We start from the raw sequence: 18,164 nt of genomic DNA, 5'->3' as shown, positions 1-18,164 counted from the left end.
GCATGCCGGCTTTCGCGCGTCGTGCGCCTGCACGTGAGGTCGGCTATATCGCTCTAAAACCGCCCCGCCTGTAAATCCCTACATTTGACTCGTAACGGGCGCTCTGGTGTCGCCGGCCCCTCCGAGCTTCCAAGGCCCGAATGGCCGCGAGCGAGTCTCCCTGAGTCAGCAAGCAGCCCTCGGTATCTTATGTGCCGACGTTGTCAGTGCTGATGTCCCCTTCGCGGGGAATTCTGCCGCTTCGACGAGCCTCAGCCCTGCGGCCAACGCCGCACCCTCGCCGCCGGCTACACGCTCCGCCGTCCACTCCGCCGCAATCGCGGCCGGGACACGGCTCCCTTGCTCGCCCGGCTCAGCGCCCCAGGCATCGCGAGGCCACTTGCCGCTGTGCCACGTCGATTTGACGAGGCTCGGAGCCGGAAGGTTGCGGGGCCATGCAGCGGGGTGCGGGTCATTCCCCGGCTCGGCATCGGAGGCGCCGCCGTACTCCTCCCATGAGCCCGAGAGGAACGTGGCGGCCTGCTTCACGTAGCTCGTGCCAAGCTTGCCCTGCCGCACAGCCTCAGCGCGGTAGGCCTGCGCGGAAGCGATGAGCCGATCCGGCGGAATGCCCTTGCCGATGAGAGCGGCAAACCGGGGTTTCGCCTTTGCCCAATCCTGCGATCCATCCCGCTTCGGATAGGTTGCCCTGAACTCTCGAAAGGGGCCTTCGATATCGAGCTTTGATTGAGGGACTATAGGGTTATCTTTAGATATAGATATAGAAGCTTTTTCCTGGGTTTCCTTCTGCAAACCCGCCGGGTTTTCGGGATCTTTGTTTTTCAACGACTTAGGTCGTCCGCCCCTAGTTCCGTTTTCGCGGGCGACACTCGCCCGTTGGGAAGCCCTCAACTGCTCTTGAGAGAGCCTTGACTGCACCCACTCGCCGGCCTCGCCGAGGGTCCAGAACGCCATGACGCGGGGCCGGATACGCGCCCAGGTCTTCGCCGAAACCCGCGCCCAGCGTGCCAAGCTTGTATCGTCGTCCGGGAGCGAGCACCCCGGCCGACGCCACGCCACCATAAGCAGCATGAGGTAGGCTCCAGTCTCCTCGGCCGTGAGATGGGTGGTGTCGGCTATGAAAGCGTCCGTGAAGAGGGGGAGAACCGGAAACGCGGTCATCAGTGCACCCCTTCCTTGCTGGGATCACGTACGGCGGACGCGGCAATATCCACCTCCAGCGTCACCGAGGACGTGGCCCCGTTCCGGTTCTTGGCGGCGATCAACTCGACCGTGCCGCGCACCTGATCCAGGCGAGCCAGTGTCTCCGGCTTGCAGTCTTTCCCCTCGGCTTCCCGCGTGAGGTAATATTCCTCGCGGAAGACGAAGAGTACCACGTCGGCGTCAGCTTCGATGTCGCCGCTTTCCCGGAGGTCGGACAGCTGGGGGCGCTTGTCGTCCCGAGCCTCAACCCCGCGATTGAGCTGAGCCAGCAGCACCACGCACACGCCCATCTCCTTCGCCATGGCGCGCAGGCCGGCGGTAATCTCGCCAATCTCGTACACACGGTTGCCCTTATATCGGTCCGTGGCGGTGAGATACTTGAGGTAGTCGATGTACACCGTGCGCAGCTGCTCGCCCTTGGCTGCCAGGCTGCGCTTGGTGGCAAGAACGCGGGCTTTGATCTGCGCCACCGAAAGCCGGCTGGAGAAGTCGGCATAAAGCGGGAGCGTCTTCAACCGCGCGTCTGCTTCCAAAAGGCGCGACATCTGCCGATCCATCAGATTGGCCCGGCGCACGCTGGCGTAATGGATCGCCTCACCCCGGCACGTCGCCATGTCCGCCAGGACGCGCGCGCTCCAATCTTCCTCGCCAAGCTCATGGGAGAAGAACAGACCGGGGTTGCCAGCCGCCGCGCTTTGCCAGGCAGACGACGTGCCCACGGTCGTCTTACCCATGCCGGGCCGGCCGGCGATGACGACCAACTGGCCCGGCCGCCAGCCTCCCATGAGCGCATCGAGCGCAGGCCACCCCGACGTCGCGCCGGTCTCGATGGGCTCACCCATGCGCGCGGCGTTGACCCGTTCAACGAGGGCACCGGAAACCTCGCCCGCCGCCCGTCGCGCCCCCTCACGCTCGACGACGAGGGCGCGCGCTTCATCGACGGCGGTAAAGATACGGGTGAGTTGATCGCCTGGCATCCCGCCCGTCGTCGTGGCCTCAGCCACGGCACCGGAGAGGAGCCGCAGCGCGCCGGAATCCCGCACATCGCGAGCGTGGGGCCGGATCATGACGGCGGGAGCCGGTGCGGTCGCCAAACGCGCGATGTATTGGCCCAGCGTCATGCCCAACCCTTCCAAGGGCTGGAGCCAATCGCTCCCGAGATCCACCGCAAGCGTCGCCGGGTTGGCGGGAGCCCCCGCCGTCTGGCGCGCTTCGATGGCTGCGAAGATCCGCGCGTGAATCGGCTCCGCGAAATGCTCCGGCGTGACGAGGCCGACCACTGCCGGGAAGGCGTCGGGCATCGTGAGAAGGGCGCCAAGCAGTTCCTGCTCCACCTCGACAATGGCATCGCCATCATGCGGGTGAGCAGCGCCCCCCGAATGGGGAGCGCCGTGCGTGTCAGTGGAGAGCATCAGGCGCCCCCTGCAACAAGTCGACGGTACGCACACCGTCCTGACGCCAAGCTGCCAGAGCGGCGCAGGCGTCATCATAGGAGGGGCCATCCCACACACCGAGGCGGTCGCCTTCCTCGCCAACGTACTCGACGAAGAACCAGAACTTGCCGACGTTGGACGGGTCGGTGTCCTTGGTGATGACGCCACCGTTCAGCACGGCAAAGGGGCGGTTGCGGTAGCGAATGACGTTCACGGGCGCCTCCCGTATTCCAGCGGTGCGCCGGCCGCGACGGGCGGCGGGGGCGGAGCCGTGGCGCCGGTACGCTCCAGCACCTCAATCGGCGAGCGCAGGATGTACCGGGCATGGGTGCCGGCAAAGGCGCCCGCGTGCGGCTCATCGACCGTCTCGACGGCGACGCCTTCAGCCCTCAAGAGCCACACGTAATGACTCCACCTCGGCGCGGGATTGGAAACCGGGGTGAGCCCCCGGTCGCCGGCCTTCATGAGCTGATCCAGCGCCCAGGCAGCACGCCCGTTCACCGTGATCACCTTGCCGTCTTCACCGCCCAGGCGGGCGCGGATGAGGAGAGATTGCGGGCCGCGCATCAGCAGGCCTCCTTACCGAGGCCCGCCTGTTCGGCGTGGGCGAGCGCAACATGGAAGGGAACACGGCAGCGCTCGGCGAGACGGCGGGCAATGACGTGCAGGGGGTTCGCATACAGCGCCCGCGAGGGGCGCCAGTCGAAGAGCGGCAGGCCAGAGGTTGGCTGAACTTCCTTGCCCGGACTCCGGGCGTGAGATATAAAGGACATTGAAATCAATCCTGCCAGGGATGGGGTTTCGGACGCTTCAGAGAGCCCGGTGCCGCCACAGCGCCGGGCTTTCGCGTTCTCAGGCAGCAGTGCTCGCGACGCGCGGCAGATTGCTGAGCCAAGCCTCGATGGCGGCGCGCGGGATCACGGTGCGACGGCCGACTTTCCGGGCATCAAGCCGCCCGGCGGTAATCTCGTCATAGAGCTTGTTGCGGCCGATGCTCAGGACGCGCATGGCGTCGTTCACGTCATAGGCCAGGGTTTCAGTGTCGATCCGGTCAGGCGACTTGCGCATTTCGTGTCCTCAGCGGTGAAACGTCGATGACGTGTCCGGCGTTTGTTGCCGTTGCTGAGAATTTGTGGGTTGATAATCATGCCGTCAAATTGTGCAAACGTGCCGCACGATTAAAATTGCGCACGTTTATTTACGAGGACCCTGCGGTCCGGATTTGTTATTTCCTTTCAGTTCCCTAGCTATTGATCTGACCTGAAGCCTATCGACTGAAAAGCCAAGGCTTCTGACCAATTCGCCGGCCTCATTCTGGGTCACTTTGTTCGGGCTCTTGCTTATAGCTCGACGCTCGTTCTCCTGCTCTATGATGGCTCGCACCTGTTCATCTGTGGGGCGGCCCGGTCGCGATGAAGTCTCATCGCACTCGCTCGCCTCTAACGGGGCCGCGAGACGAGCGGGGAATGGCCATATTCGAGCTATGTCGGGAGCTCTCACCTGCAAATGGGTATACTCCGGCACTCGATTAGCGCCATGTAGATCGTCGTGCGCCCAATCCTGCCATTGCTCCCGTGAAGCCCGCCCAACATAATCGATGTAAGGACGGCGGCCCATAATGAGCGAGAAGGGCGCGTTAACTGCGTATGGAGGGTTCATCTCCACTCCCGACAGCAGCACCCCATCGACACGCTCAGCAAATCCAAGACCGTGCCGACGACCCATGAGGAGAACGGAACCGTCGACTATCCGCATATGAAGGGCGTCTGCGGCTTTCCTCCATATGCCGGCATCGCGGGCGTCAAATGGGGTGGCCCCCCCTTCGCTCGCTATCCAGTATATCGCCTCAGACAAGGCCATTTCCCCGCCGATGTGTGGGTCCTGCGGCAGGCCCAAAAGCATCGGCTCCCCCGTGGCAACATCGGGGGGTGACGGTCCTTCATCTTCTTCGTCGTTCATGCCCTACTCAATCATATGTTCGCCGAAGCTGCGCACGCTGGTTCGGGAAGATGTCAGAACGTTTTGGGCGACAGCATGCAACTCCCTGATCCTGATGCATCGTAACGAAGAAGGTCAATGAACAGGGGCGCGAACATCGTCGCTCCCCACCCTTTCAAGGTGCCGGGGTGTCACCGGCAGCGAACCGGGGCGCCTCGTCTTCGCAATCCACATCGCCGTCGATCTCGTCGAGCAGGAGCATCAGATCCTCGACGACGTTCTCGATGAGCTGGCGCATCGTGGGCGTGATGGCGATGAAGGTTGTGGGCTCGGGGCGCTGGTTCATTCTGCTGCCTCCGCCACGGGGGCTCTCAGCCGCACTATCCCCTTGCGCATCGCAATGTCGTTCCGCGCCCGAACCATATCGTTATAGGCGTCGAGCACCCAACCAGACACGACGTCCAAGCGGTCCAGAGCGGCGCTTATGGTGAGCTGCGCGGCATCAATCGCCTTGTCGTCCAAGTCGCCTTTGTGGGCCAAGGCAATGCCAACCGTGCGGACCATCGCAATCGCGAAGTCCAAGGCAGTGTTGGCGTCTTCCGTGCTGTTGATCTGACAGTCGCGGGGGCCCGGCAGCAATTCTTCGGTCGGTGTGGTCCGTGCCATGTCACACCCCCTCAAAGAATGCGAGCGCAGCGCGGGCGAGGTTCGGCGCCGCATAGTCGCCGGGGGCCTCATCGCCGAGGCGGACAGAGAGCCGCAGGGCATCTAGCGCCACTTCTTGCGACAGCGCAGGCGGGAGTTCCTCGTCGCCGAGCGCAGCGAAGGCCGCATGCTCGAAGTCTTCCGGGATATCGCCCGGAAACGAGCGCATAACCACTTCCTCGTCGTGAAAGGCCCGGATCATATCGGCGAGCGGATCGTGACGCACAGGCGCAGGCACGCAAACCGGCATCGTGCCCATGTCCTGCGGTGCGGCCGGCAGGAGCGCGGCGGCAGCGGCGGCGAGCGTTGCAAAGTACATGTCTTCGCCGGTCCGCTGGTCGGCTCCGGCGGTGCCATACCCGGGGCGCCATTCCGAAAGCTCCGCTTCGCCGACGCTTACCAGCCAGCTAGCGAATTCGCAGAGTGAACGAAGGCCGGCGGGCGACGTGGGCACGGTCGACAAGGCGGCGATTGCTGCCAAGCTCTCGATGCGGTTCGTCGCGTCCACCTCGTCGTCGCTATCCCATCGCTGGCAGGCATCGACATAAGCCGCCCGCGCGACCTTGTAGGCGTTCACGGCGATGATGGACGGATCGGCCTCGGCGGAGCAGGCGGGAGCCGGCAGGGCGCCAAGCAGCGGCGCCAGAGCAGCCCCGCGAATGAGATTGCGGCGGTTCAAATTGGACATGTCTTCCTCCGTCCCGCGCGCAATGCGGCGGGGTTTTGTTGGCGGATTGATCGGATGACGTGGTGAGGTTCAGGTCGGCAGCAGCAGCCGCACCGCTCGCTCCAGCGTGGCGAAATACATCTCTTCGACGTTAGGGACGTCGAGCATCCTCAGCGGTATGCCGGGGGTGTAATCGCAGAGCCCGCAGCCGACCTCGGCGAATTCCCGCGCCAATTCAGCGCCGAATTCCCCGAATGCCCGTAAGCCGGCGAGGGTCGTCGGCGTGGTTCGCAGGGCCGTAATGGTCGTGCGGCACTCATCATCTCCCGTCGCTTTCGCCGCAGGATCTTTCTCTTCGTTGGGGATCGTCCAATCGTCGCAACAGGCCACATAGCGCGCCCGCGCCTGCCGCCTCGCGTGGATGGCCGCAAAGATGGGATCGACGGTGCCCGCCGCGAGCGGGCCGCTGACGGCGTCCGGAATGGCAGCCGAAACCGGAAGGGCGGCTGCGACGCACATGAAATTGCGGCGTGTCGTCATTGGATGGCCCTCAATGGTGAATGTGCGCCATGGCGGCACGGGAGAGTTCGGCTGCTCGGGCGTGCAAAGTCGGGAGCATGGCGCTCTCGTCTCGGGTGACCCGTTCGGCGGCGTGTATCGAGAGAATGCGAAGCTCGACCTTGGCGAGTTCGGCGGAGATGGCCGGAGCAATGGGCGCAGGCTTGCGAACCTTCTTTGCATCCGCCCAGGCGAAGCGGAGCCCTTCCGACATGGCGGCGCGCCATGTCGGCAGCTTCATAGCCGGGCGCTTGCCGCCGTAGCGGATTTCGGCGGACCAGCGGCGCTGGTAGTGCTCCCGCTCGCGCTCGATCATCTGCCGCGCGTGAGCCACTGCTTTCCGCATGATGGCGGAACGGTCGTAGCTGACATCAGGCAAGCCGGTGGCGTTGGCCGGAACGATGGTGTTCGGCATGGGGTTGCTCAGCGCGTTTAATTTCGATACCCTAGGAATAATTCAACTCCTGAGGCTACGTCAATGCCTCAGGGATAAATTTATCCTTCAGGATTAATTCTAACGATGCTGACGAGCGAACAGGTGCGAGCCGCCCGTGCGATGCTTCGATGGGAGCAAAGACAGTTAGCGGAAGCCTCGGAGGTCTCGCTTCCTTCGATTAAAAGGCTTGAATCGCTACCGGGTCCGCTTGCGGCCCAAGCGCGTACGGCGAGCGCTATCCAGCGCGCATTCGAAGCCGCCGGCATCGAGTTCATTCCAGAGAATGGCGGCGGCGCGGGTGTCCGGCTGGTGAAGAAGGCCGACTAAGCGTCCAGAGCTTGAGTTGAGGCAAAAGTGCAGAGCGGATCTCAATGTCGTTGATGGACCTAAGTGCGAGCGAGCTGTCTCGCCTGATAGCAAGCCGCGCGCTGAAGCCATCCGAGTTGATGGAGGCGTACCTAACGCGCCTGACCGCCGCCAACCCGCCCATAAACGCCATCGTCTCTTCGCGTGAGCCGGAGGCGCTTCTGGCTGAGGCGAGGTCGCTGGACGACCTAACTCCACGCGGTTGGCTCCACGGCATTCCGATTGCGGTGAAAGACCTGGTTGAGGTGCGCGGCATACGAACCACGTTCGGCTCGCCGCTCTATCGGGATCATGTGCCCGAGCAGGATGATCTGATCGCCGAGCGCATGCGCGCAGCCGGCGCCATCTTTACCGGCAAGACCAATACGCCGGAGTGGGGTCAGGGAAGTCACACCTTCAACCTGATATTCGGGACCACTCGCAATCCCTACGACCTGAGCCGATCCGCAGGGGGATCGTCGGGCGGCGCGGCGGCCGCTTTGGCAGCGCGGCTGGTACCTGTCGCCGACGGGTCGGATATGATGGGAAGCCTGCGAAACCCAGCGGCCTTCTGCAATGTCTATGGGTTCCGGCCCAGTTGGGGCCTCGTTCCGGCCGATGCGACGGGCGACACGTTCCTGTCGACGCTGGCGACGGACGGACCCATGGCGCGCACTATCGACGATGTCGCGCGCCTGCTGGAAACGCTCGCCGGGCCCAATCCGCGCGCGCCCTTCGGGCGAAGCTCAACGACGTTCTCTGACCGGCTCGACACCGACCTGCGCGGCCGTCGGGTCGGCTGGCTTGCCGACTGGGGCGGCGCCTATGCGTGCGAGCCGGGCATTCTTGATTTGTGCGGCCAGGGTCTGCGAGTGCTTGAGGAGCTTGGCGCCAAGGTCGATCTGATTCCCCCGCCGTTCGCAGCGGAGGAACTGTGGGAGGCTTGGATCAGATTGCGGGGGTTCCTCAATGCAGGCTCGAAAGGCGCCCTTCTTGCGGATCCGAAAAGCCGAGACCTCCTCAAGCCGGAGGCCCAATGGGAGATCGAGCTCGGCCAGACGGTGACGGCATCTCAAGTCTATGCCGCGAGCGTCACCCGGTCGCGCTGGTACTCGGAGGCTGCGAAGCTCTTCGAGCACTACGATTTTCTCGTGTTGCCCTCGGCGCAGGTTTGGCCGTTCCCCTCGGATTGGCGCTGGCCCGGTTCAATTAACGGCCGTGCCATGGACACCTATCACCGCTGGATGGAGATAGTCGTCCCCGTTAGCCTAATTGGGCTTCCCGCGCTGGCTCTCCCCTGTGGATTCGGCGCGAGTGGTCTGCCCATGGGAATGCAGCTCATAGGGCCTGATGGCGGCGATGCCGACGTTCTGGCTGCCGGGAATCAATATCACTTGGCCACGAACTGGCCCGCGATTGCCCCACAGGACATGCGAGCGTAGCTATGGGACTCGCTGGAGTGCCTAGTTCGCCTCGGGCTTCCGCCGGCCACACTGCCGGCCGCAGTCAGCACTCATCCGGCTCCGAAATCCCCAGCTCGCGGGCGGCGGCGTTCACCCCGCTCTCGGGGCGCCTGCCGGAAGGTTTCGTTTCAACCTGAGACGAAACCCTCTTGAGTTCGATCAGCTCAACCCAGCGGGAAATCTGTTCGTCCCGCTCCAGCTTGGTGAGTTCGGCACGGTGAGGCCTGCCGGCCGGTCAACACGTTGACGTCGTCGAGTGCACTTTCTCCCATGGGGACGCCTCCACTTTCCCGCCCACGCAATCTGCGGTCGCCCCTTCATGAATGGCCCTTACTTTGAGGCGTAGCTGAGCTACCATGCCTCCGGGGCGGGAGGCGTGTATGTTGAGGGGGATCCTCGCGGCTGTTGCAGCGCTCGCTATGGCGGGCTGCGCCACTTCGTACACAACGCCTGCGGCCGTTCGGCTTTCGACGGAAACCGTCCTCATTGGTACGACGACCGCCGCGCTCTCTGGGGGAACCTTCGAAGTTTCGGCACCGGACGGAAGCCTTAAGTGTGCCGGCACCTACGACGCATATGATACCTCGGCAGTTCTATCCGCGCCCTTCACTTGCTCGGATGGTCGCTATGGAACTGTCACGGTCACCCGCAGCCCCGACCGCCTGTCAGGCAAGGGCACCATTTCCCTATCAGACGGGTCGGTTGGAGCCGTCGCCTTTGGAAAGGACGCTGCGGCTGCAATCGAACCGCCCCCGCCGGAAAGTCCTCCAGTGCTGGCCGGTCTCGCTGCGGCAGCCACTGCGCCCGCCTCACCCTATGGATCGGGCTGCCAAAGCACCAACACGTATGGCGCCATGTCCTGTGTGACTGGGAGGCCGCGAACAACCTATGTCCGGGGATACTACCGCCGAAATGGTACCTATGTGCGGCCGTATTATCGAAGTCGGAAATAGATCAGTGATAGCGAAAATGCGGGCGTGGTCGCGCGATTGCCGGCGTGGGACGCGCGTAGCTTTCGTGGTTGTAGCGACTACAGGCGTGCATGTCTTTGGTGCGCCCGCGATTGCAGCGACGTTCGTGGGGCAGGCGACCGTAATTGACGGCGACACTCTGGATATCCACGGTCAGCGCATCCGCCTGCACGGTGTCGACGCGCCGGAGAGCCGCCAACTTTGCGAGCGAGCCAATGGGATAGAATATCGCTGCGGTCAGGTGGCAGCTCTCGCCCTGGCAGATTGGATCGCGCGCGCGGCGGTATCGTGCCGGCAGAGCAACGTGGACCGTTGGAAGCGAGCAATTGCAGTCTGCACCGTTCGCGGCGAGGACATGGGCGCTTGGCTCGTAACGTCGGGGCATGCGCTCGCCTTCCGGCGCTACAGTCTCGACTATGTGGCCGACGAGGACGTGGCGAGAACAGCGGCGGGCGGCATCTGGCAAGGGCCGCTTCGTACCGCCCTGGGATTGGCGGAGGGGAGAGCGTTAGAGCCATGCCGAGCGGTTACGAAAAGTCCGACGATTACGGCGGTCCCGAGCCCGGCTGGAATGGCATGCGATCGATCGTCGTATTTGTAGGCCTTTTGGCGCTAGTCCTGTTGGTCGGCCTTCAGTGGCAATGACTGGTGCCCGCATCGGACCATATGGCAGCACTGCCCAAGCGGTGGGTCTTTCCGGCATCCGCCGCCGTGCGCCTCGACCGGCTGTGCTCAAGCCACGTTAACAGGGCGCTCAGAGCAAGCATCGTTGCCATCTGTTCTCCGCACCGCGCTTCGATGGCTACCGGGTGCGCGCCGCATCACGCTGCTGCTGCAGTTCCTCGGCCGTTGGCTCCGGCGGCGGTCGCTGAAAGACAATTCCGCAGTTCTTCTGGATTGAGATTTTCTCGATTGCGTCCATCTCGCCCTTCAATCGCGCCAGTTCATAGGTGGTGGCGTCATCACCACCTATGAAGAATAGGGCGGGCCAGAAAATGACGATGCCCACGGTGGTCGCAACCGCGTCACCTGTGGCCTGCTTATTTTGAGCGCCAGCGGCATGCTGAACCCGAACCGAAATTCGCTCGGCCTCTTGGCCAATTTGCTCGCAGCTGTATTGCTCATAGCCGAGGGGAGAAACATAAGCCGCCGTCACTCGGTCGGCCGACTTGGCGCACGCGCCCACAGTGGCTGCCGCCAGCAGCGCAACCAAAACCATCTTCATCGCATGCCCCCAGTCCCACGGTTGTATGTACTGGGGAACCGGTCGGGCTTTCAATCACAATTGACGCTTCGGAAGTCCGGAAGCTAGCCACCGGTGGCGGTCGCATGCGAAGAGGGCCGGCGGCGAAGCCAAGCTCGCTGACGCTACTGTCGTGGCATTCACCGAAGCTTGGCGATCCCTATGCCGTCGAGCTTCGCCCGGTCTTTGATGGATTCTTCGCTACGCGTCATCGCTTTTGAAATCGCCCTGAGCGCCATACCCTTCTTGGCTAGAAGCTTCAGCTTTTCCAACTCCTCATAGGTCCAGGGCTGACGGTGCCGTTCAAATCGTTCGGCCATGAGTGCTCCTATTTCGCCGGACCCGACCTCGGCGATTCGGCCAACTTATACCAGCCTTGGCAGCGAGCGTGCCGCGCGTGGCCCATGTGACCCTCCCATCCCACAACAGCACAACGCGCATGGATGCTCTGGGGTCGTGCATACGGCATGACAGATAGCGCTACCGGAAGTCACCCTCAGGAGGTTGCCAAATTCCACCGTCTGTCACTCAATGGCGACGAATCGAGCGGCTGCAAATCAGCAGCGACGCCGATAACCAGGAACCAAAACAGCATCAACGCCGCCGGTCTGATAATGGCGATGCAAACGAAAACGGACCCCGGCGTCAGATTGAGGAATGCGCGTGACCGAGGAAGACCTCCCGGAAATCGAATATTCGCCGCTCAGCGGTAGCGTGTCGGACGAGACTGGCGAAACGGTCGAGGTCGCTATCTATCGCATCGTCGGCAGCACCGATGGCTGGGCCCTGGAGGTTATCGACAGCGATGATGCCTCCACGGTTTGGGAGGATCTATTCGCCACCGATCAGGACGCTCTTGACGAATTCCGCAGCGTGGTGGAGGTCGCCGGCCTTGCCAGCTTCCGAGAAGCCCCGAGCGGCGAGATTGACATCGGGGCGGACATCAAGCCGAAGCATTAACGCCGTGATCCTGAGACGGAGGCTGCGGCAGTGGCCCTGGCCCCGTGGCGGAACGCTGGCACCGTGGAGCGCGTATGGCCGCCTAGATCAGAGCCGGGTGAGCAGCTCAGTTTTTTTAGCCGCGAATTCCTGTTCTGACAGAATCCCTTTCGCGAGAAGGTCAGCTAGACGCTCGATCAAGCCGAGTATGTCGTCTGGGTTGCTCTCTCCCGGCCTGACGATTGGAATGGCGTCAACAGTGGCGAGAAGGCTAAGAAGGGCAGTAGCCTCGGGAGACGTCGCAGGGACTCCGCCCGGCGTCGAGGGGATCTCGCTGGGAGGCTCGTTCCGTGAGGTCATGTCCTTTAAGGCGGTATCAAGCGTTGCCAAGTCGACGCGGGGAAGGTCGGCGAGCATTACGGGACCAAAGTCGCTGGAGAAGCTGATGGACCGGCCGTCGGCTGGCTGCTGCCGAGACAATCCCGAGAATGTATACTCGCCGGTGTCATATACAATCTGGGCGCCGGCCTGCTCCACCACCAATCGCCGAGCGCGGGGGAAGAAGGCAAAACGGAAGTGGTCTTAGGCGCCCGAGGCGTATGGGATGCCGAATTCCCTTGGCCATGAGGCTCCTGGGTCGACGTCAGGACGGACGTCCCTACCCTCGCCGCCGGTTTCCTGCAATTGCGGACCTCCCGTTCAATTCCGTCGACAAAAGACTGACATTTAGATTATTGGGGTCGACTGGTCGCCGGATACCTAAGCCACAACGCTCCATGCCCGGTCGGGCCAGTGCAGCCGCAGGAGTTTTATCTATAGGCCTGCGTGGCTATCTTGGTATGGCGAAGTTTGGTTGTATTTCACCGGAGGTATTTGGGCCTTCTTGTTTCGATAACGTTACGGCAAACAAGAGAATTACGCCATCAATTCAGCCGCAGAGGTAACCGGCGGCCAAACCGCAGGGACCAATTGACCGATAAGGGGACGATGCCACGTGCATATGCCGAAGCGCCTTGCTAGGCATTTTTGATCATTGGAACGACGTTCTCCGCCGGCCTTGACCCAATGAACTTGGACCAGGCATCCATGAGCTTTCGCCGCTTCGCAAGCGCATCGCCGCGCCGGTAGGCGCGCTCGACCTCATCCCCCACGACGTGAGCAAGTGCGGCCTCCGCAATCTCGCGTGGAAATGCGGTGCGCTCGCCGGCCCAGTCACGGAAGGAAGAGCGAAAGCCGTGGACGGTCACTGTTGATAGATCCATGCGCTTCTGAAGGAGCGCCAGCATCGCCATATTCGAATGAGGCTTGCCCTTGCGAGGGCCGGGGAAGACGAAGCCCTCCTCTCGACGGATCACCTGAGCTGCGTCGAGGATTTCAATCGCCCTGTCGCTAAGCGGCACGCGGTGTTCCTTGCCTGCCTTCATGCGGGACGCGGGGACCGTCCATATCTTGGCGTTGCGGTCGACTTCCTCCCACTTGGCTCCAACGACTTCGCCGGAGCGGGCAGCGGTGAGGATGGTGAACTCCAGCATAAGCGCTGCCACGGCCTCGCGCTTGCGCAGCTCGATGATGAACGCGGGCACATCGGCATAAGGCATGGCAGGGTGATGGCCCCTCTGGAGCTTCTGGCGACGCGGCAGAAGGTTGTCGAGGTGACCGCGCCACCGGGCAGGGTTCTCGCCCAAACGATGCCCTTTGGCCTTTGCGGCATCCAGCACACGCTCGATGCGGCCTCTAAGCCGGGAGGCGGTTTCCTGCTTGGTCTGCCAGAGCGGTTGAAGCACCTCCAGAACGTTTTCGGTGGACACCTCGGCAATCGGAATGGGGCGGAGCTTGGCGGCGTAGACCTCTAGCGTGTGCTTCCATTGCCAGCGGTGCTTCTCATTTCGGAAGCCCGACTTGATGTCGTCAACGAGTTGGTCCGCGAACACGCCGAATGTGACGGCGGCACTCTTCTCTGCCTCTTCGGCGCGGCGGACGAGAATCGGGTTTTCGCCGGCAGCGACGGTCTTGCGTGCCTCTGCGGCCTTTTCCCTAGCCACAGCCAAGGGGACCGACGCAGCCCCGCCCAATCCCATTTCCTTCAACTTGCCCTGCCAGCGGAACAGAAACAGCCACCGCTTAGCTCCGCTGGGATCAACCACGAGGTAGAGCCCGCCGCCGTCGGAATGCCGGCCTGGCTTGCTAAGGCTGGCGACCCCCCGAGCGGATAGCTTGTTCACCTCACGAGCCATCCGGCACCCCAACTTACCCCAACATTTACCCCAACAAATTACGGTGCTTCCGGCAAACGTCAACAAACATTGAGAATGCGAAGGGGGCACAACATCCTATGGATTATGGGCTTCTTAGGACGCCGGCAATCGCAGGAGGACGCGAATTAGGTGGAGCCTGGCTCCACCAATTCTCTCCCCAACGAAAACAGTCCACTCCCTGCCGGCGCCTTGTCGGGCGTGCCCGCGCCGGCTCAGCGGGCAATTCACCGATCAGATTGAAACAAGCTGATCGGCGCGTGCTCGCGCGCCGGAGCAGGGGCCGCGTTGACACGCCGTCCGTTTGCTCCGGGACAGCAGACGGCCCAGCCCGGCCCGGGCATGCCGGGCAGGGCCCTTTTCAGCTTCGGCCTCAGCTGGGTTCAGCGAGGCTCGGTGCCGCGCATTGCGTCGACGCTCCACGGGCCGGGACCGGCGAAGGTCAGGTAGAAGAACACGAAGCAGTACAGCGCCGCGAGTTCGCCGCCATTGACCAGCGGGTAGAAATCCTTCGGCGCATGGACGAGGAAATAGGCCACGGCCGTCATACCCGAGAGGATGAAGGCGGTCGGGCGCGAGAACAGCCCGATCAGCAGCAGCGCCCCGCCGACCAGTTCGATGATGCCGGCAATGCCGGGCATAGAGGTGAGGCTGACCCCGCTCATCTGCGTGGCCGGAAAGCCGAGCACCTTGGTCGTCCCGTGCTGCATCAGCAGCAGCGCCGAGGCGATGCGGAGCAAACTGAGGACGTGCGGGGCCAGTCGCGTCAAATTGCCAATCATGGGTCGTCCCTCTCGGGGCTTGGGGTTGCCGGCGCCTGAACCTGCCTTAACGCCATCGCCACGGCAATCGGGTAGCATCGGCGCGGAGGGTGCGTGGCACAAAGTTCATGACGCAACTGCGAATGATGGATTGAAGGTAAGACCTCAAAACGCTAGACCAAGAGTGGGAAAAGGCTCGGCGTCTCTGGCGGGGCTCGAGCCAACCCGTTGGCGTTGCGTACATTTCAGCCATGGCTGAATTTCCATCACGGCACCGGGGCGCTTAGTCGCTCCACCCAACAGGGCATCTGCAATGACGAAATGGGTCTACACCTTCGGCGACGGCACTGCGGAAGGTGCGGCGGAGATGCGCAACCTGCTCGGCGGCAAGGGCGCGAACCTCGCGGAAATGTCGAATCTCGGTCTGCCGGTGCCTCCCGGCTTCACCCTCTCGACCGAGGTGTGCACCTCTTATTACGCCAATGGCAACGTCTACCCCGACAGCCTGAAGGCCGATGTCGACGCCGCGCTCGCCCATGTCGGCGCCCTGGCCGGCCGACGCTTCGGCGATCCCGCCAACCCGCTTCTGGTCTCCGTGCGCTCGGGCGCCCGCGCCTCCATGCCCGGCATGATGGACACGGTGCTCAATCTCGGGCTGAACGACATCACGGTCGAGGCGGTGGCCGCTTCCTCGGGTGACGCCCGCTTCGCCTATGACAGCTACCGCCGCTTCATCCAGATGTATTCCAACGTGGTGCTGGATTTCCCCCATCACCATTTCGAGGACGTGCTGGACGGCTTCAAGGCCGACCAGGGCTTCAGCCTCGACACCGACCTTTCCGCCGATGACTGGAAGGAAATCGTCGCCCGCTACAAGGCGCTGGTGGCCCATGAACTCGGCAAGCCCTTCCCGCAGGACCCGCACGACCAGCTCTGGGGCGCTATCGGCGCCGTGTTCGGCTCGTGGATGAACCAGCGCGCCATCGTCTATCGCCGGCTGAACCAGATCCCGGAGAGTTGGGGCACGGCGGTGAACGTTCAGGCCATGGTTTTCGGCAATATGGGCGAGACCTCCGCCACCGGCGTCGCCTTCACCCGCAACCCCTCCACCGGCGAGAACGCGCTCTATGGCGAGTTCCTCATCAACGCCCAGGGCGAGGATGTGGTGGCCGGCATCCGCACGCCGCAGAACATCACCGAAGTCGCCCGCATCGGTGCCGGCTCCGACAAGCCCTCAATGGAAAAGGCGCTGCCGGAGGTCTATGCCGAGTTCGTCCGCATCGCCGGCGTGCTGGAGGGCCATTACCGGGACATGCAGGACCTCGAATTCACCGTCGAGCGCGGCAAGCTGTGGATGCTTCAGACCCGTTCGGGCAAGCGCACGGGCAAGGCCTCGCTGCGCATCGCGGTGGAACTCGCCAATGACGGCGTCATCACTCGCGAGGAGGCGATCGGCCGGGTCGATCCCGCCGCGCTGGACCAGTTGCTGCACCCGATGCTCGACCCCGCCGCCGACAAGAAAGTGATCGGCTCCGGCCTGCCGGCCTCCCCGGGGGCCGCCTCGGGCGAGATCGTGTTCTCCGCCGACGAGGCGGAACTGCTGAAGACTCAAGGCCGCAAGGTCATCCTCGTTCGCATCGAGACCTCGCCGGAAGACATTCACGGCATGCATGCGGCACAGGGCATCCTCACCACGCGCGGCGGCATGACCTCGCATGCCGCCGTGGTGGCGCGCGGCATGGGCAAGCCCTGCGTCTGCGGCGCCGGCACCATCCGCGTCGACTATGCCGCCGGCACCCTCACCTCCGGCGGCGTGACGCTGAAGAAGGGCGACATCCTCACCATTGACGGCGCCACCGGCCAGGTGATCGCCGGCGCGGTGCCGACCCTGCAACCCGAACTCTCCGGCGAATTTGCCACCCTCATGGGCTGGGCCGACGGCGTGCGCCGGCTGAAAGTGCGAGCAAATGCGGAAACCCCGCTCGACGCGCGCACGGCGAAGAATTTCGGCGCCGAGGGCATCGGCCTGTCGCGCACCGAGCACATGTTTTTCGAGGGCGACCGCATTCGTTCCGTACGCGAAATGATTCTCGCGGACGACGAGAAGGGTCGCCGCGCCGCACTTTCCAAGCTGCTCTCGGCCCAGCGCTCGGATTTCCAGCAGTTGTTCGAGATCATGGACGGGCTCCCCGTCACCATCCGCCTGCTCGACCCGCCGCTGCACGAATTCCTGCCGCACACGGATGAGGACATCGCCGAGGTGGCGCGCGGCCTCGGGGTCAGCGCCGCCAAGCTCGCCGCCCGCAAGCGCGAGTTCGACGAGTTCAACCCGATGCTCGGCTTCCGTGGCTGCCGCCTCGCCATCGCCTTCCCGGAGATTGCCGAGATGCAGGCGCGCGCCATCTTCGAGGCCGCCGTGGCGGCGCAGAAGACCACCGGCAAGAAAGTGGTGCCGGAAATCATGGTGCCGCTCATCACCGGCAAACGCGAGTTCGACCTCGTCAAGCACGACATCGACACGGTGGCGAAGCAGGTGGAGACTGAGACCGGGGTAACGCTGGAATATCAGGTCGGCACCATGATCGAGCTGCCGCGCGCGGCACTCAAGGCCGGCGAGATCGCGGAAACGGCGGAGTTCTTCTCCTATGGCACCAACGACCTCACCCAGACCACCTATGGCATCTCGCGCGACGATGCCGGCACGTTCCTCGGCACCTACATCGCCAAGGGCATCTTCGCGGTGGACCCCTTCGTGTCGATCGACACCGAGGGCGTGGGCGAACTGGTGCGGATCGCCACCGAGCGCGGCCGCGCCGTGCGCCCCAACCTAAAGCTCGGCATCTGCGGCGAGCATGGCGGCGACCCGGCCTCGGTCGCTTTCTGCGAGGAAGTCGGGCTCGACTACGTCTCCTGCTCGCCCTTCCGCGTCCCCATCGCCCGCCTGGCGGCGGCCCAGGCCGCGCTGAAGGTGAAGGCGGCAAGCCAAGCGTGAGGGGACGGGGTGGGCGCTGCTCGCACTTTCGCGGCCGCAGAGAGCGTCGTCATCCCGGCCGCAGCGAAGCGAAGAGCCGGGATCGCCTTCCAGCATCACGCGATGCCGGATCGTCCGGCGGCCGTCCGGGATGACGTTGAACTAGGATCACGGTTGGATCAGCGGCTGCGGAGTGGGTCGACTACCAATGGGATAACCGCAGGCGCGACGCCATCGCGCCGTCGGTTTCCGTTTTGTTCCAGAAATAAGCTGCGATAT

At 63.6% G+C, this 18,164-nt stretch carries 21 protein-coding genes; 5 read left to right on the top strand and 16 right to left on the bottom strand.

Features of this window, described 5'->3' with window-relative positions; all coding sequences use genetic code 11:
• Positions 1–165: 165 nt before the first annotated feature.
• From EV667_RS22690 to EV667_RS01135, 11 genes are all read right to left on the bottom strand, one after another.
• Positions 166–1,161 (bottom strand): YdaU family protein, encoded by a 996-nt coding sequence (locus EV667_RS22690; protein ID WP_207907655.1) that lies wholly within the window; start codon positions 1,159–1,161, stop codon positions 166–168.
• Positions 1,161–2,615 carry a replicative DNA helicase gene (locus EV667_RS01175; protein ID WP_165901528.1) on the bottom strand — a complete coding sequence of 485 codons (1,455 nt, stop codon included), beginning with the start codon at positions 2,613–2,615 and terminating at the stop codon, positions 1,161–1,163. The genes EV667_RS22690 and EV667_RS01175 overlap by 1 nt, the downstream gene beginning before the upstream one ends.
• Complete coding sequence (locus EV667_RS01170; protein WP_131833515.1) at positions 2,602–2,850, bottom strand: hypothetical protein; 249 nt, start codon at positions 2,848–2,850, stop codon at positions 2,602–2,604. The genes EV667_RS01175 and EV667_RS01170 overlap by 14 nt, the downstream gene beginning before the upstream one ends.
• Entirely contained in the window at positions 2,847–3,203 is a 357-nt protein-coding gene (locus tag EV667_RS01165; RefSeq protein WP_207907654.1) for a winged helix domain-containing protein, read from the bottom strand. Before EV667_RS01165 ends, EV667_RS01170 begins: the two co-directional genes overlap by 4 nt.
• Positions 3,203–3,409 (bottom strand): hypothetical protein, encoded by a 207-nt coding sequence (locus EV667_RS01160; protein WP_131833514.1) that lies wholly within the window; start codon positions 3,407–3,409, stop codon positions 3,203–3,205. The genes EV667_RS01165 and EV667_RS01160 overlap by 1 nt, the downstream gene beginning before the upstream one ends.
• Before the next feature lie 79 nt (positions 3,410–3,488).
• On the bottom strand, positions 3,489–3,704 hold the full coding sequence (locus tag EV667_RS01155; RefSeq protein ID WP_131833513.1) for a helix-turn-helix domain-containing protein: 216 nt from the start codon (positions 3,702–3,704) through the stop codon (positions 3,489–3,491).
• A gap of 1,045 nt (positions 3,705–4,749) precedes the next feature.
• Positions 4,750–4,920 (bottom strand): hypothetical protein, encoded by a 171-nt coding sequence (locus EV667_RS22485; protein ID WP_165901527.1) that lies wholly within the window; start codon positions 4,918–4,920, stop codon positions 4,750–4,752.
• Positions 4,917–5,240: a hypothetical protein gene (locus EV667_RS01150; protein ID WP_131833512.1), complete on the bottom strand. Its 324-nt coding sequence runs from the start codon at positions 5,238–5,240 to the stop codon at positions 4,917–4,919. Before EV667_RS01150 ends, EV667_RS22485 begins: the two co-directional genes overlap by 4 nt.
• Before the next feature lies 1 nt (position 5,241).
• Positions 5,242–5,958, bottom strand: coding sequence for a hypothetical protein (locus tag EV667_RS01145; RefSeq protein ID WP_131833511.1), 717 nt, complete (start codon positions 5,956–5,958; stop codon positions 5,242–5,244).
• Between the two features lie 78 nt (positions 5,959–6,036).
• Positions 6,037–6,486 (bottom strand): hypothetical protein, encoded by a 450-nt coding sequence (locus EV667_RS01140; protein ID WP_131833510.1) that lies wholly within the window; start codon positions 6,484–6,486, stop codon positions 6,037–6,039.
• 10 nt (positions 6,487–6,496) lie between these two features.
• On the bottom strand, positions 6,497–6,919 hold the full coding sequence (locus EV667_RS01135; protein WP_131833509.1) for a hypothetical protein: 423 nt from the start codon (positions 6,917–6,919) through the stop codon (positions 6,497–6,499).
• Positions 6,920–7,024: 105 nt separating this feature from the next.
• Between EV667_RS01135 and EV667_RS01130 the strand changes: the two genes are divergently transcribed.
• The 3 genes from EV667_RS01130 (at position 7,025) to EV667_RS23205 (ending at position 10,320) form a co-directional block, all read left to right on the top strand.
• On the top strand, positions 7,025–7,267 hold the full coding sequence (locus EV667_RS01130; protein ID WP_131833508.1) for a helix-turn-helix domain-containing protein: 243 nt from the start codon (positions 7,025–7,027) through the stop codon (positions 7,265–7,267).
• Between the two features lie 44 nt (positions 7,268–7,311).
• Positions 7,312–8,727 carry an amidase gene (locus tag EV667_RS01125; protein ID WP_131833507.1) on the top strand — a complete coding sequence of 472 codons (1,416 nt, stop codon included), beginning with the start codon at positions 7,312–7,314 and terminating at the stop codon, positions 8,725–8,727.
• Positions 8,728–9,636: 909 nt separating this feature from the next.
• A complete protein-coding gene (locus EV667_RS23205; protein WP_131833506.1) occupies positions 9,637–10,320 on the top strand; it encodes a thermonuclease family protein in 684 nt (227 codons plus the stop codon).
• Between the two features lie 201 nt (positions 10,321–10,521).
• Here the strand turns inward: EV667_RS23205 and EV667_RS01115 are convergent, their stop codons facing one another.
• A complete protein-coding gene (locus tag EV667_RS01115; protein ID WP_131833505.1) occupies positions 10,522–10,944 on the bottom strand; it encodes a hypothetical protein in 423 nt (140 codons plus the stop codon).
• Between the two features lie 158 nt (positions 10,945–11,102).
• A complete protein-coding gene (locus tag EV667_RS01110) occupies positions 11,103–11,282 on the bottom strand; it encodes a hypothetical protein (protein WP_131833504.1) in 180 nt (59 codons plus the stop codon).
• Between the two features lie 343 nt (positions 11,283–11,625).
• Here EV667_RS01110 and EV667_RS01105 point away from each other — a divergent pair, with 343 nt between their 5' ends.
• On the top strand, positions 11,626–11,922 hold the full coding sequence (locus EV667_RS01105) for a hypothetical protein (RefSeq protein WP_131833503.1): 297 nt from the start codon (positions 11,626–11,628) through the stop codon (positions 11,920–11,922).
• Positions 11,923–12,009: 87 nt separating this feature from the next.
• On the opposite strand, the gene EV667_RS01100 is transcribed toward EV667_RS01105, so the two are convergent.
• The 3 genes from EV667_RS01100 to EV667_RS01090 form a co-directional block, all read right to left on the bottom strand.
• On the bottom strand, positions 12,010–12,438 hold the full coding sequence (locus tag EV667_RS01100) for an SHOCT domain-containing protein (protein WP_131833502.1): 429 nt from the start codon (positions 12,436–12,438) through the stop codon (positions 12,010–12,012).
• Positions 12,439–12,917: 479 nt separating this feature from the next.
• Positions 12,918–14,135, bottom strand: a complete 1,218-nt coding sequence (locus EV667_RS01095) for a tyrosine-type recombinase/integrase (RefSeq protein WP_131833501.1) — start codon at positions 14,133–14,135, stop codon at positions 12,918–12,920.
• A 401-nt stretch (positions 14,136–14,536) separates the two neighbouring features.
• On the bottom strand, positions 14,537–14,935 hold the full coding sequence (locus EV667_RS01090; protein WP_131833500.1) for a DoxX family protein: 399 nt from the start codon (positions 14,933–14,935) through the stop codon (positions 14,537–14,539).
• A 292-nt stretch (positions 14,936–15,227) separates the two neighbouring features.
• On the opposite strand from EV667_RS01090, the gene ppdK reads away from it, so the two are divergent.
• Positions 15,228–17,906: a pyruvate, phosphate dikinase gene (ppdK, locus tag EV667_RS01085; RefSeq protein WP_131833499.1), complete on the top strand. Its 2,679-nt coding sequence runs from the start codon at positions 15,228–15,230 to the stop codon at positions 17,904–17,906.
• Positions 17,907–18,164 lie beyond the last annotated feature (258 nt).

The organism is Ancylobacter aquaticus (assembly GCF_004339465.1).
Lineage (GTDB): Bacteria > Pseudomonadota > Alphaproteobacteria > Rhizobiales > Xanthobacteraceae > Ancylobacter > Ancylobacter aquaticus.
This window is presented reverse-complemented; position numbering and strand designations above follow the sequence as displayed.

What these genes read in the sequence shown, in the direction of transcription:
- EV667_RS22690 (WP_207907655.1), bottom strand. Translation starts at nt 1,161, where the DNA reads ATGACCGCGTTTCCGGTTCTCCCCCTCTTCACGGACGCTTTCATAGCC.
- EV667_RS01175 (WP_165901528.1), bottom strand. Translation starts at nt 2,615, where the DNA reads ATGCTCTCCACTGACACGCACGGCGCTCCCCATTCGGGGGGCGCTGCT.
- EV667_RS01165 (WP_207907654.1), bottom strand. Translation starts at nt 3,203, where the DNA reads ATGCGCGGCCCGCAATCTCTCCTCATCCGCGCCCGCCTGGGCGGTGAA.
- EV667_RS01160 (WP_131833514.1), bottom strand. Translation starts at nt 3,409, where the DNA reads ATGTCCTTTATATCTCACGCCCGGAGTCCGGGCAAGGAAGTTCAGCCA.
- EV667_RS01155 (WP_131833513.1), bottom strand. Translation starts at nt 3,704, where the DNA reads ATGCGCAAGTCGCCTGACCGGATCGACACTGAAACCCTGGCCTATGAC.
- EV667_RS22485 (WP_165901527.1), bottom strand. Translation starts at nt 4,920, where the DNA reads ATGAACCAGCGCCCCGAGCCCACAACCTTCATCGCCATCACGCCCACG.
- EV667_RS01150 (WP_131833512.1), bottom strand. Translation starts at nt 5,240, where the DNA reads ATGGCACGGACCACACCGACCGAAGAATTGCTGCCGGGCCCCCGCGAC.
- EV667_RS01140 (WP_131833510.1), bottom strand. Translation starts at nt 6,486, where the DNA reads ATGACGACACGCCGCAATTTCATGTGCGTCGCAGCCGCCCTTCCGGTT.
- EV667_RS01135 (WP_131833509.1), bottom strand. Translation starts at nt 6,919, where the DNA reads ATGCCGAACACCATCGTTCCGGCCAACGCCACCGGCTTGCCTGATGTC.
- EV667_RS01130 (WP_131833508.1), top strand. Translation starts at nt 7,025, where the DNA reads ATGCTGACGAGCGAACAGGTGCGAGCCGCCCGTGCGATGCTTCGATGG.
- EV667_RS01125 (WP_131833507.1), top strand. Translation starts at nt 7,312, where the DNA reads ATGTCGTTGATGGACCTAAGTGCGAGCGAGCTGTCTCGCCTGATAGCA.
- EV667_RS23205 (WP_131833506.1), top strand. Translation starts at nt 9,637, where the DNA reads ATGTCCGGGGATACTACCGCCGAAATGGTACCTATGTGCGGCCGTATT.
- EV667_RS01115 (WP_131833505.1), bottom strand. Translation starts at nt 10,944, where the DNA reads ATGAAGATGGTTTTGGTTGCGCTGCTGGCGGCAGCCACTGTGGGCGCG.
- EV667_RS01110 (WP_131833504.1), bottom strand. Translation starts at nt 11,282, where the DNA reads ATGGCCGAACGATTTGAACGGCACCGTCAGCCCTGGACCTATGAGGAG.
- EV667_RS01095 (WP_131833501.1), bottom strand. Translation starts at nt 14,135, where the DNA reads ATGGCTCGTGAGGTGAACAAGCTATCCGCTCGGGGGGTCGCCAGCCTT.
- EV667_RS01090 (WP_131833500.1), bottom strand. Translation starts at nt 14,935, where the DNA reads ATGATTGGCAATTTGACGCGACTGGCCCCGCACGTCCTCAGTTTGCTC.
- ppdK (WP_131833499.1), top strand. Translation starts at nt 15,228, where the DNA reads ATGACGAAATGGGTCTACACCTTCGGCGACGGCACTGCGGAAGGTGCG.